We start from the raw sequence: 12,097 nt of genomic DNA on the forward strand, positions 1-12,097 counted from the left end.
CCTGGATGTTAGGTCGCGATGGGAATGGGTTCAATTGAAAGGCTGGCAGCGCGGCTTGTCACATTCGCGTTATTGCGTGTGTTCAGGGCAGGGCCAGTACGTAGACGCGGCATTCGGAGGTCCCGTCCAGTCTGAACAGATAGGCCTGTTCCGGGCCGCTCAGCCTTTCCGGATCGTAGAGGTTGAGGCCGTTGCCCTGCGCATAACCGTAGCGGACGGGCGGGGCATTTTGCTGATCCACGATCACGTAGTACTTGCCCTGCCGTCGCTGATTGAAGCGTAGCCGTGAACAGGCGTCGGAAAGCGTATCCGAAAGGTTCCTGGGCAGTTCCCGGGCGTCGACAGGGAAATTGATCTGCGATCCGTCCGTGCGCGATCGCACCTCGCCATGGGGCTCGGGCTCCACGACCTCCGGAATTCGGCGCAGGAAATCCCGGGCCTGGTTTTGCCCGTAGGCAGCGGCAGGCAGCATGAGGGTGATCACAAGTCCGATGAAGGCAGGGTGCAACACGGTATGGTCCTAATCCGCCGGTTGATCGGGGAAGGTCTTGGCCGCCGTGTCATAGTCTTCCGTCTCCAGCAGATCCATCAACTCCGCCGCCTGGTCCGGGCGGGCGCCCTGTAGAAACGGTCCGCCGGGCAGCAGCTTGATGGTCGGGCCGATATGACAGCGACCCAGGCAGTGGACGGTTTCCATCTGTATGAAATCGCCGCGCTTCTCCAACTCATTGCGAAGTGCCTTGGCCAGTTCCTTCGATCCCCGTGCACCACAGGACGGCAGGATGTCGCCCGCCCTCAGATTGGTGCAGATCCGCATTTTGGTGTAGCGACGTTCCATGGGCAATTGAGCTCTATACCGTTCCCTTGTTCCCGCGCGGAACCAGCGTTGTTGCACTGCAGCTATTGTCCCGGCGGGATCGTTACCCCATGTTCCCATCCAACTACAGAGACCTGAGTAACATATAGGAGCGAGTCGCGACATGAGCGAATACGAGTACGACCTGTTTGTCATCGGTGCCGGTTCCGGCGGGGTCCGGGCCAGCCGCATGTCGTCTTCGCTCGGCGCGAAGGTTGCCATTGCCGAGGACCTGCATCTCGGCGGCACCTGCGTCAATGTCGGCTGCGTGCCGAAGAAGCTGATGGTCTATGCCTCGCATTATCACGAGGATTTCGATGAGGCGGCAGGGTTCGGCTGGACGGTCGGCCCGCGGGCCCACAACTGGTCGAAGCTGATCGAGGCGAAGAATACCGAAATCTCCCGCCTGAACGGCATCTACGGCAATCTGCTGAAAAATGCCGGTGTCGAACTGTTCAACGGTCGCGCGACCGTCACCGGGCCGCATGAGGTCGAGGTCGATGGACGCCGGATCACCGCCGAGCGCATTCTGGTCGCTGTCGGCGGCTGGCCGTCCGTACCCGACATTCCTGGCAAGGAGCATGTGATCACGTCGAACGAATTCTTCTATCTCGACGATTTGCCGAAGCGGGTCATCGTTGTCGGCGGCGGCTACATTGCCGTCGAACTGGCGGGGATCTTCAACGGGTTGGGCGCTTCGGTGACACAGCTGTATCGCGGCCCGCTTTTTTTGCGCGGTTTTGATGAGGATATCCGTCATTTTACGGCGGGCGAGGTGCGCAAGAAGGGCATCGACCTGCAGTTCAAGAAGAACATCGCCTCGGTTGAGAAGAAGACCGATGGCGCCCTGGTTGCGACGCTCGAGGACGGGACCGAGATGGAAGCGGATACCATTCTCTATGCCACTGGGCGAACCCCTAAGACGAAGGATCTGGGGCTGGAAGCGGCCGGCGTCGAGATGACGAAGTCGGGCGCGATTGTCGTGAACGACGATTACCAGACCACTGTGCCGTCGATCTATGCGCTGGGGGACGTCATTGACCGCGTCGCGCTGACGCCTGTCGCCATCGGAGAGGGCATGGTTTTCGCCCATAATACCTATGGCAAGGGTGGGCGGAAGATGAGCTATCGCGACATTCCGACGGCGGTGTTCAGTCAGCCGCCGATCGGCACGGTCGGCCTCACCGAAGAAGAGGCCCGCAAGGAATACGGCGAGATTGAGATCTATCGTTCCGAATTCCGGCCGATGAAACATACGCTGTCCGGCAGCGATGAGCGCAGCCTGATGAAGTTGATCGTCGACAAGGCCAGCGACCGGGTCGTCGGCCTGCATATGGTCGGCCCGGAAGCCGGTGAGATCACCCAGGGCTTCGGTGTCGCCATGAAGGCGGGCGCGACGAAGGCGGACTTCGATGCCACGGTCGGCATTCATCCGACCAGTGCGGAGGAGTTTGTGACGATGCGCGAGCCGGCGCGGCCGACCAGGGCCGCCGCCGAATAACCCGGCCGACGCTTACAGGACGCAGTGCTTGGCGAACTCCGCGGCTTCCTTGGCCGTGATGTCCTCGGCATTGCGTTCCTTCATCATGTCGCACCATTCCTGGCTGCCGACCTTCGGCTCGCAGCCCGCCAGCACCAGTGCGGCCAGGAAAACGGTCCCGATTACCAGCTTGTTCTTCATCCGCTCGATCCTTCTTCCTTGTTCGCGTCCGGGGGCTGAAGATCCCAGCGCATGCAGTTTTGTTCGGCGAACCCCCGCGCATCCTCGGCGGTCCAGTTTGTCAGCGGCTTGTCCCGGATTGCCTGGCACCAGCGCTTGTCGCCGGGCATCGGCGGGCCGGGACGCAGGGCTTCCCATACAAGATAGGCCGAAACAGCCCCGATTCCGGCCCAAATGGCAATTTTGACGCCAGGTTTCATGTTTCCATCCCGTTCCCGGTTTCTGCCGAAGGTTCCAATCCGGATCGGCGTGAATGTGGGAAAGTTGTAAATACCTCAATTTCCCGAATAACCGGTGGAAAACCTTGCGGTGACCGCGTAAAACAGGCCCCCGCCCCGACCATGATTCGGCATAGGGCCGTCCGCCGGGGAAAGAGAGAACTTTGGAGTTTAGGACAATGGCACACGGAACCTGGAGCCCGGAAAGCTGGCGCACAAAGCCGATCCTGCAGGTGCCGGAGTATCCCGACGCATCGAAACTGCAGTCGATCGAGGCGGAACTGGCCTCCAATCCGCCCTTGGTATTTGCCGGCGAGGCGCGGAAGCTGAAAGCGTCGCTTGCCGAGGTTGCGGAAGGCCGCGCATTTCTGCTTCAGGGCGGGGATTGTGCCGAGAGCTTCGCGGAATTCTCTGCGAACAATATTCGCGACACATTCAAGGTTCTGCTGCAGATGGCTGTGGTGCTGACCTTCGGGGCGGCTTGCCCGGTGGTGAAGGTCGGCCGCATGGCGGGGCAGTTCGCAAAACCGCGCTCGGCGCCGACCGAGAAGCAAGGCGACAAGGAACTGCCCAGCTACCGCGGCGATATCGTCAACGGGATCGAGTTCACCGACGCCGATCGTGTGCCGGATCCGGCGCGCATGCTGCGCGCCTACCATCAGGCCGCGTCGACACTGAACCTGTTGCGCGCCTTTGCGCAGGGCGGCTTCGCCGATCTGCATCAGGTGCATCAGTGGAATTTGGATTTCGTTGCGGACAGCGCCCAGGGTGAGCGTTATCAGGCCCTGGCCGACCGCCTAGACGAAACGCTCAGCTTCATGGCCGCTTGCGGCCTGACGTCGGAGCGGGTGCCACAGATCGCGGAGACCGAGTTCTACACCAGTCATGAAGGTCTGTTGCTGTGGTACGAGCAGGCGCTGACCCGCCGCGACAGCATCACCGGAGGCTGGTACGATTGTTCGGCCCACATGATCTGGATCGGGGACCGTACGCGTCAGCCGGATGGGGCCCATATCGAATTCTGCCGCGGGGTCGAAAACCCGATTGGCATGAAATGCGGCCCGTCGACCGATCCGGACGAACTGATCCGTCTGATCGACATTCTGAACCCGAAGAACGAAGCGGGTCGCCTGACACTGATCGCACGTATGGGGAGCGACAAGGTGCAGGATCACCTGCCGGCCCTGCTGCGGCGCGTGAAGCAGGAAGGCCGCAAGGTCGTCTGGTCCTGCGATCCGATGCATGGCAACGTCATCAAGTCGGAAAGCGGCTACAAGACGCGGCCGTTCGACCGGATTCTGGCCGAGGTTCGTCAGTTCTTCGATGCGCATGAGGCCGAAGGTACGCATGCCGGCGGCGTGCATTTCGAAATGACCGGTCAGGATGTCACCGAATGCCTGGGCGGTGCGCAGGCAATTTCGGATTCCGACCTGTCGGCGCGTTACCACACGCATTGTGACCCGCGCCTGAACGGTGCTCAGGCGCTGGAACTGGCCTTCCTGATCGCCGAGGAACTGAAGGCCGGTCGTGCCGCGGGACGCCTGCGCCCGTCGGAGGCTGCCGAGTAATCATGGGACGCCGCGGGGGCGCTGGTTCCCGCGGCGGACTTCCTTCCTTTCATTCCTTGTCGTGGGGGCAGGGGCATCATGCCGGATCGTAAAGAGGTAGACGCCTTCGTCCATCGCTGGACGGACGCTTATTTCAACCGCACCCGCGAGATTGTCGAGAAGTTCGGCGATTGCAGGGTGACCTATGCCATCTTCATGCGCCGCCCTGTCGTGTCCGCCCCGCGTCTGGCCATCGAATGGTTGCGCCGAACCGTCGAGGAAAGAGGCAGCACCGTCGATATCGATCTGCGATACGAGGAAGGGCGCTGGGTCGGTGCCGGGGAACCGATCATGTATGTGACGGGGTCTTTTCGGGCACTCTGCGACCTTGAAACCCTGTTGCTGCAGAAGATCGGCCCGCCCTGTGTCGCGGCCTATAATGCGTTCACCATGTGTCAGGAGCTGCCGCAGACGGCCTTTCTGGCCATGGATGCGCGTCACTGCGCCGGTACGGAAATGGCGGAAATCATGGCCTATGCCGCTTCCGTCGGATCGGACAGGGCGAAGCGCAAGTCCGGCGCCGTGGGGTTCAGCGGCAATGCAACGGATGCCACTGCGCACTATTTTGGCCAGAGCGCGGGTATGGGGACCATGCCGCATGCGCTGATCGGCTATGCCGGCTCCACGGTCCGTGCCGCCGAGATGTTTCACGAGGCCCATCCGGACAAGATGCTGATCGTTCTGGTCGACTATTTCGGCCATGAGGTCACCGACGCGCTGGCGGTCTGCGAGCGTTTTCCGGAACTGGCCCGCGCCGGCAGTCTTGGGGTGCGCCTGGATACACCGGGCGGGCGCTTCTGCGAGGGGCTGGACCCGGCGGAATCCTATGCCGTCCTGGACCGAAACGCGCCACGTTCGATCCGCGGGTATCGCAACGAAAACGAGCTGCGGCACCTGATCGGCCCCGGCGTGTCTGCCGCCGCCGTCTGGCATATGCGTGAGGCGCTGGACCGGGCCGGGTTTGTGAATGTGAAGATCGTCGCATCCAGCGGCTTCGGTCCGGAGAAATGCAAGGTGATGGCCCTGGCCGATGCGCCGCTCAATGTGATCGGGACCGGCAGCTATCTGCCCGACCGCTGGTCGGAAACCTACGCGACGGCCGACATCGTCGAGTATGACGGCAAGCGCCGCGTCAAGGTCGGGCGCGAGTTTCTGCTCCGCAAGCCCGGACCTGCGAATGGTGAAAAGGGGTCCGATCAGCCGTGAACGGTTTGTTCAGCAGACGTGTCCGGGAGCCCGGCGCCCTGAACGAAAAGGCGTTCCGTGATGCATTGACCGGGACCGAACTGCGGGACCTGTTTGACTATTGGTGGCGGGGTCGCGCCGACGCGCCGTTTCCCCGACGGTCGGATATCGATCCGCTCGATCTACCGAAAGCACTGCTGCCGCATCTCTATATCCTGACGCTGGAGCCGGATGGCGGCTATCGGTTCAGGTTGGCCGGGACGCGGATGGCGGAAATCTTCAGGAACGATGTCACCGGAAAGCGTCTCGACGCGGTTCTGGAGGGGCATGACCTCGACAATGCGCTCCGCTCCTACGGGCGGATCGTCAAAGGGGCCGTGCCCTGGTATTCGCGGGTTATCTACAAGGTCGACGGCGAAAGCGGCATTCTCTATCAGCGCCTGACCTTGCCGCTTGGCGAGGACGGCAAGGTCACGCATCTTTTGGGCGGGCTGACCGTGCACCGCGAACTTCGCATATATGAGGAGTTCTACGAGTCGCACGGCCGGCATGCCCTGGATGTCGAGGACCGGCTGGAGGCCGTGCTGAAGCCCTAGCGCGGGGCGTCCTGGCCAGGTTCCTGCGGTGTCCGGTCCACGTCCGGTGTTGCATCCGTTGCTTCGTCCGACTTGACCTGCCCTGTGACCGCCTGCAATCGCGCCTGCGCCGGATCGCCGTTTTCGACCAGATGGACGACACGCTGCGCATAGGGGATAACAATTCCTTCTTGCGGGAACCGACGCAGGATTTCCTTGCGGACATCGCTGGCGATCCAGACGACCCAGAGTATGTCGCTGGTAAACAGCCGGATTTCCATATCGATCCGGCTTTCGCCGACATTCATGACCAGCGCGACCGGCTCAGGATAGCGCCGGCAACGCGGATGCTCCCGCGCGATCTCCAACAGGATATCGCAAACCTTGTCGATGTCGCTGTCCAGGGCGACGCCGATCGGAATGTCGACACGGCCGATCTTGTCCTTATGCGTCCAGTTCTTCAGGGCCTGGGACAGCAGGTCCGCATTGGGGACGATGACGCTCGCCTTCTGCCAGGTTTCGATCTCCGTCGCCCGCATGTTGATCTGCTTGACGAAGCCTTCATTGGAGCCGACGACGACCCAGTCGCCGACCTTGATTGGACGCTCGATCAAAAGGATCAGGCCGGACACGAAATTGTTCACGATGTTCTGAAGGCCGAAGCCGATCCCGACCGACAGTGCGCCTGCGATCAGTGCGATATTGGTCAGATCGACACCCGCGACCGCGACTGCCAGAGCCGCCGCAACAACGAAACCGACGTATCCGATGCCGGCCGTGATCGAGTGACGCAGGCTCTCTTCGATCTCGGTTTCCGGCAGGATCTTTTCCGCCAGGCTGCGTTTCAGGGCCCGAATCAATGCCAGCGCGGCGATGAAGACGAAAACCGCCAGCAGGATGTCGGTCAGCGAGATCGTCACATTTCCGATCTGAAGGCCGCTGAGGGCGATCCGCATGCCGTGCAGCATGTCGGATTCGGAAACGCCCCAATTCGGCGCGATGATGCTGAGACCCAGAATGAAGATGGCCACGTCCAGCAGGAAACGGGTGACGAATTTCAGCCGGCTGCGTGTCTTGTGACGCACGGCCAGCCGATCCCGGACGACCGTGCTGCCCGTGACCAGGCCAATGACCTCCCGAAACAGGCCACGCAGGATGTAGAGGATCGATACCAGAATGGCCGACCCCAGAAGATTGTTCAGAAGGTAGTCGCCCAGATTGATGTAGCCGAGTGCGGGCGCGAGCGTTCCAACCAGTGTCAGAAGGACCAGAAGGGCGTGCGTCGCCTTCCAGAACGGCCGCCGGACGGACCGAACGCCTTCCTCCTCCTCATCCGTTTCGTCGGGGTCCTCCGTTCGATCCTGGGCGATTTCATCGTCGGTCTTCCAAAGCGAGGGGCGCAGCAGAGCGAGCGTGAGCAGCCCCTGCGCAAGGCACATGCCGAACGTCCAGACAGACTGAAACTCGACGGATAGTACGTCCGACAGCTGCGGCACGGCGTCCCCTGTGCGCAGCACGAACTCGTCGACACAGAACAGAAGCGCCAGGGGACGGATGAGGTGCAGAATCTGCTGCCCTTTCTCGGGCTCCAGTCCGGTCAGGCGCCAGCTCGGGTCTTCCGGGGAAAAGACCGAATGGGGAAGGGCGGTTACCAGAACGAAAACCATCAGGCTTTCGGCCGCGAGTCTCAGGATGGTTCCGAAATCGCTTTGAAAGGGAGAGCCGTCCGCCTGGGTGCGCAGAATGATCACCCCCAGGATCGCGGCGGGCAGAATGCCCCGGGCGACGCCGTCGGCGATGGCCGCCAGCAGTCGGCGACTGTAGGGCGGCGGTTCTTCGACCGGATAGGGACCGAACCGCCGCAGAACGAAGGCGCGAAGCCACCAGGCAGCGGCGACGCCGACCAGAAAGAACGCCGCGGCGGTCAGGAACCCGCCGCTGCGTTCGTCATCCGGCAGGGCCTGCCACCAACCGACGGCGGTCAGGGCGATGTTGGCGACATATTGCGCAACCGTATCCGGGACGGTCGCAATCGTGTCGGGCAGATAGGGCAGAGGCCCCTGTTCCATCAACTGCGCGGCGAGGCGCGTGCGCTGTTCCTGACCGATGCGGGCTACAAGATTTGTCGCCCGTGTGATGGCCAGATCCGCAAGGGAGACCTGCGACTTCGCTTCCGAAATGGACTCGTTCAGGCGCGACCGTTCCTTGGCAACAGGGTCCGGCTCCGGAACGGCATTTTCACCCTCCGGAGGTGGTCCCAAGGCCTCCAGTCGGGCATTCAGTTCGCTGAGGGTCGCGGCCGCCCGATCCCGTGCCTGGGTTGCCTCGTTGATGACCTTGTTGAGGGTTTTCTTGACCGGCTCGCCGGCCTCGGCGGACAGTTCGGTGTTCTTCAGAAGCTCCTCGATCACGTCCATATCGCCATTCCAGTCGGAGGCGCGTTCGCTGAACGGTGTTTCGGGGTTCTGGGCGCGCACCGACTCGACCGGCGAAACCAGGACGGCCAGGGCCAGAATCAGAAGGGCAAGGAGGCGACAAGCCATCAAGCTTCTCAAAGGGTTGGATTGCAACGCAGCGTCGGGATGGACTGTAACACAGCGCTTCGTTATGAACAGGGCTATGCCGGAATCAGCCATGCTCCCCGATATGGATACCGATCCAGAACTGAGCGCCCTTCTGGGGTATCGTCAAAGCGTCGAAGATTGCCTTGCCGATCGGATCGGTACGGGCGGTCTGAGCGCGTCGACTCTGGAGACGCTCCTGGGGCGGCTGACCCCGGCTATTGAGCGACTTCAGGCGGCACATGAATCCGGGCAGGTGCCTTTCCTTCGATTGCCGGCCGCCCGCGCCGATCTGCAGGCGCTGGAACCCTATGCCGCCCATTATCAGCGTCGGTTCGACGATGTCCTGATTCTGGGTACCGGGGGCAGTTCACTGGGGTCGCGGGCTCTGTATGAGATGGCGGACCGGGAGGCGGACCGGCTGCGTCGGGCGCCGCAACTTCACATCATCACCAATGTGGACCCGTTTGTCTGGGACCGACTGATCCGTCGCCTGGACTACCGTAAGACGGGGATCGTCGTGATCTCCAAATCGGGCGGCACCACGGAAACCATGATGCAGTTCCTGTCGCTTCTGCCGGTTGTGCTGGAGCAGTTGGAAGCCGACGAGCTGCACCGGCACGTCACCCTGATTACCGAGCCCGGCGACAACCCGTTGCGGCGGCTCGGCGCGCGTTACAAGATTCCGGTTCTGGATCACGACCCGCGCGTCGGTGGTCGGTATTCGGTGCTCAGTGTCGTCGGGATGCTGCCGACGATGATTGCCGGCCTTGATGCGATCGAGACACGCGAAGGCGCCCAGAAAGTGCTGGAGCAGGCCCTTGCATCGAAGGACAACCCCGCGGCCTGCCCCGCGGCGGTCGGCGCGGCGGTCAGCGTCGGACTTCAGATGGACCGGTCCATCGCGGCGACGGTCATGCTGGCCTATTCTGATCGGCTGGGATCCTTGGCGCGCTGGTATCGCCAGCTCTGGGCCGAAAGCCTCGGCAAGAAGGGCCAGGGCACGACGCCGGTTTACGCCACCGGTCCGGTCGATCAGCACAGTCAGCTTCAACTGTGGCTCGACGGTCCGGCCGACAAGATGTTCACCGTCATGGGGGGACCCAATGACCTTGGCGGCGCGGGAATAGATCCCGCGCTGGCAGACGACCCGCGCCTGGAATACATGGTCGGACGTTCCATGGGCGATCTGATGGAGGCGTCCCGGCGCGCCACTGCGGAGACCCTGGCGCGACGCGGTCGACCGGTGCGGCGCATCGAAATGGCCCGCATTGACGAAGGGTCGATGGGTGCCCTGATGATGCATTTCATGCTGGAAACCGTTCTGGCGGCGGATCTCATGGGGGTCGATCCCTTTGATCAGCCCGCGGTCGAGGATGGCAAGGTGCTGATTCGTCGCTATCTGGCGGAGCGCGGAGACGCGTCGTGAACGCCATCCCGCAAGCCGTCATACGCCGCCTTCCGGAAACTCTGGTCAACCGGATCGCAGCCGGTGAGGTGGTCGAGCGTCCTGCGTCTGCGGTCAAGGAACTGGTGGAAAATGCGCTGGATGCGGGCGCAACCCGCATCGACGTGACCATTCGCGACGGCGGCAGGGCCCTGATCTCGATCGCCGATGACGGCCGCGGCATGACGCCGGAAGAACTGAAGATCGCGGTGGAGAGGCATGCCACGTCGAAACTGCCGGACGAGGACCTGTTCCACATCACCACATTGGGTTTCCGGGGTGAAGCGCTGCCCTCCATCGGCTCGGTCAGCCGTATGGCGATCACCAGCCGACCGCACGGCGCGGAGGAGGCCTGGCGGATCGAGATCGAGGGCGGCAAGGTCCTCGAACCGAAACCGTCGCCAGGGGGGATCGGCACCACGGTCGAGGTGCGGGACCTTTTCTACAGCACTCCGGCGCGTCTCAAGTTCCTGCGCAGCGCCCGGGCGGAGAGCGGTGCCGTTGCCGATGTCATGAACCGCCTGGCCATGGCGCATCCTTCGGTCGGGTTCTCCCTGACCGATGATGGCCGTGAGAAGCTTCGCCTCAGCGCTGCCCAGGGAGAGTTGCTGGACCTGCGCCTCAAGCGTCTGGGGGCGATTATGGGCCGCGAGTTTCAGGAGAATGCACTGGCCATCGATGCGGAACGCGAAGGCTTCCGACTGACAGGCTATGCGGGAGTGCCGACCCTGAACCGCGGCAATGCGACGATGCAGTTTCTGTTCGTCAACGGCCGCCCTGTCCGCGACAAGCAACTGATCGGTGCGGTTCGGGGCGCGTATCAGGATTTCCTGGCCCGGGACCGGCATCCTCTGCTGGCACTGTTCCTGGAATGCGAGGCGCGGGCAGTGGATGTGAACGTCCACCCGGCGAAGAGCGAGGTAAGGTTCCGGGAGCCGGGCGTGGTGCGCGGCCTGATCGTCAGCGCGTTGAAACATGCCTTGGCGGAAGCCGGGCATCGGGCCTCGACCACGGTGTCGGCCGCCGCGCTGGGGGCGTTCAGACCATCACAACTGCCCGACAACAGGCAGGGAAGCTTCGGCGGTGGCTATGCCTATCGGCCGCCACCCCCGCCCGCGCCGGGTCTGGCGGAACGGTCCTACGACTTCCAGCGCCCGGACGGGTTCGCCCCGGCCGCGCGGCCGTCCTACGACCCGGGACCATCTTCCGCGGAGCGCATCGACCCCGAAACCGGGGAAGTTACGGCGCCCGAGCGCCCGCTGACGGAGTATCCGCTGGGGGCGGCAAGGGCGCAGTTGCACGCGACCTATGTCGTCGCCCAGACCGAGGACGGCATCGTCATCGTCGATCAGCATGCAGCGCATGAGCGTCTGGTTTACGAGACAATGAAAAAGGCGATGGATGAGGGCGGTGTGCCGCGTCAGGGGCTGCTGATTCCGGAGATCGTCGAACTGGACGAACGGGCGGCGGAACGTCTGGTCGAACGGGCGGAGGATCTGGAAAAGCTGGGCCTGGTGGTGGAGGCCTTCGGTCCGGGGGCGGTCGCGGTGCGCGAGACCCCCGCTTTGCTGGGTGAGGTCGACGCGCGCTCGATGATCCGTGATCTGGCGGATGAACTGGAATCCCTGGGTAACACCTTTTCACTCAAGGAAAAGTTGGAGGAAGTCTGCGGCACCATGGCCTGCCATGGCTCGGTCCGCGCCGGGCGGCGGTTGAATACCGAGGAGATGAACGCCCTGCTGCGCCAGATGGAAGCGACACCGCATTCCGGCCAGTGCAACCACGGCCGCCCCACCTATGTCGAACTGAAACTGGCCGATATCGAAAAGCTGTTCGGCCGACGCTAGGGCAGGGCTGAGGGCTTCGGTCGCACCAGTGGGTATTTCCTTTTCCGGGCCTGTGCGCTCCGTTATGACGGTGACACATCA

11 protein-coding genes are annotated in these 12,097 nt (G+C 62.9%); 6 read left to right on the top strand and 5 right to left on the bottom strand.

Annotated elements, in window-relative coordinates; genetic code table 11:
* Positions 1–82: 82 nt before the first annotated feature.
* A complete protein-coding gene (locus tag R8L07_14570; protein MDW3206757.1) occupies positions 83–511 on the bottom strand; it encodes a hypothetical protein in 429 nt (142 codons plus the stop codon).
* A gap of 9 nt (positions 512–520) precedes the next feature.
* On the bottom strand, positions 521–838 hold the full coding sequence (locus R8L07_14575; GenBank protein MDW3206758.1) for a (2Fe-2S) ferredoxin domain-containing protein: 318 nt from the start codon (positions 836–838) through the stop codon (positions 521–523).
* Between the two features lie 142 nt (positions 839–980).
* Here R8L07_14575 and gorA point away from each other — a divergent pair, with 142 nt between their 5' ends.
* Positions 981–2,357 (top strand): glutathione-disulfide reductase, encoded by a 1,377-nt coding sequence (gene gorA, locus R8L07_14580; GenBank protein ID MDW3206759.1) that lies wholly within the window; start codon positions 981–983, stop codon positions 2,355–2,357.
* A gap of 12 nt (positions 2,358–2,369) precedes the next feature.
* On the opposite strand, the gene R8L07_14585 is transcribed toward gorA, so the two are convergent.
* Together R8L07_14585 and R8L07_14590 are read right to left on the bottom strand one after the other, a co-directional pair.
* Positions 2,370–2,537, bottom strand: coding sequence for a DUF3012 domain-containing protein (locus R8L07_14585; GenBank protein MDW3206760.1), 168 nt, complete (start codon positions 2,535–2,537; stop codon positions 2,370–2,372).
* Positions 2,534–2,776 carry a DUF3012 domain-containing protein gene (locus tag R8L07_14590; GenBank protein MDW3206761.1) on the bottom strand — a complete coding sequence of 81 codons (243 nt, stop codon included), beginning with the start codon at positions 2,774–2,776 and terminating at the stop codon, positions 2,534–2,536. Before R8L07_14590 ends, R8L07_14585 begins: the two co-directional genes overlap by 4 nt.
* A gap of 197 nt (positions 2,777–2,973) precedes the next feature.
* Between R8L07_14590 and R8L07_14595 the strand changes: the two genes are divergently transcribed.
* The 3 genes from R8L07_14595 to R8L07_14605 all read left to right on the top strand — a co-directional run bounded on the left by R8L07_14595 (position 2,974) and on the right by R8L07_14605 (position 6,182).
* Complete coding sequence (locus R8L07_14595; GenBank protein ID MDW3206762.1) at positions 2,974–4,362, top strand: 3-deoxy-7-phosphoheptulonate synthase class II; 1,389 nt, start codon at positions 2,974–2,976, stop codon at positions 4,360–4,362.
* 78 nt (positions 4,363–4,440) lie between these two features.
* The gene (locus R8L07_14600) at positions 4,441–5,607 is read left to right on the top strand and encodes a nicotinate phosphoribosyltransferase (protein MDW3206763.1); all 1,167 of its coding nucleotides are present in this window, start codon (positions 4,441–4,443) and stop codon (positions 5,605–5,607) included.
* Positions 5,604–6,182, top strand: a complete 579-nt coding sequence (locus tag R8L07_14605; GenBank protein ID MDW3206764.1) for a PAS domain-containing protein — start codon at positions 5,604–5,606, stop codon at positions 6,180–6,182. The genes R8L07_14600 and R8L07_14605 overlap by 4 nt, the downstream gene beginning before the upstream one ends.
* Here the strand turns inward: R8L07_14605 and R8L07_14610 are convergent.
* Positions 6,179–8,704 (bottom strand): mechanosensitive ion channel, encoded by a 2,526-nt coding sequence (locus R8L07_14610; GenBank protein MDW3206765.1) that lies wholly within the window; start codon positions 8,702–8,704, stop codon positions 6,179–6,181. The genes R8L07_14605 and R8L07_14610 overlap by 4 nt on opposite strands.
* A gap of 91 nt (positions 8,705–8,795) precedes the next feature.
* Here R8L07_14610 and R8L07_14615 point away from each other — a divergent pair, with 91 nt between their 5' ends.
* Positions 8,796–10,151, top strand: coding sequence for a glucose-6-phosphate isomerase (locus R8L07_14615; protein ID MDW3206766.1), 1,356 nt, complete (start codon positions 8,796–8,798; stop codon positions 10,149–10,151).
* Positions 10,148–12,016 (top strand): DNA mismatch repair endonuclease MutL, encoded by a 1,869-nt coding sequence (gene mutL / locus R8L07_14620; protein MDW3206767.1) that lies wholly within the window; start codon positions 10,148–10,150, stop codon positions 12,014–12,016. The genes R8L07_14615 and mutL overlap by 4 nt, the downstream gene beginning before the upstream one ends.
* Positions 12,017–12,097: the final 81 nt, after the last annotated feature.

The organism is Alphaproteobacteria bacterium (assembly GCA_033344895.1).
Classification (GTDB): Bacteria; Pseudomonadota; Alphaproteobacteria; order UBA8366; family Aestuariispiraceae; genus Pacificispira.

Excerpts from the sequence above, each read along its gene's own strand:
- R8L07_14575 (MDW3206758.1), bottom strand. The coding sequence starts at position 838 with ATGGAACGTCGCTACACCAAAATGCGGATCTGCACCAATCTGAGGGCG.
- gorA (MDW3206759.1), top strand. The coding sequence starts at position 981 with ATGAGCGAATACGAGTACGACCTGTTTGTCATCGGTGCCGGTTCCGGC.
- R8L07_14585 (MDW3206760.1), bottom strand. The coding sequence starts at position 2,537 with ATGAAGAACAAGCTGGTAATCGGGACCGTTTTCCTGGCCGCACTGGTG.
- R8L07_14590 (MDW3206761.1), bottom strand. The coding sequence starts at position 2,776 with ATGAAACCTGGCGTCAAAATTGCCATTTGGGCCGGAATCGGGGCTGTT.
- R8L07_14595 (MDW3206762.1), top strand. The coding sequence starts at position 2,974 with ATGGCACACGGAACCTGGAGCCCGGAAAGCTGGCGCACAAAGCCGATC.
- R8L07_14600 (MDW3206763.1), top strand. The coding sequence starts at position 4,441 with ATGCCGGATCGTAAAGAGGTAGACGCCTTCGTCCATCGCTGGACGGAC.
- R8L07_14610 (MDW3206765.1), bottom strand. The coding sequence starts at position 8,704 with ATGGCTTGTCGCCTCCTTGCCCTTCTGATTCTGGCCCTGGCCGTCCTG.
- R8L07_14615 (MDW3206766.1), top strand. The coding sequence starts at position 8,796 with ATGCTCCCCGATATGGATACCGATCCAGAACTGAGCGCCCTTCTGGGG.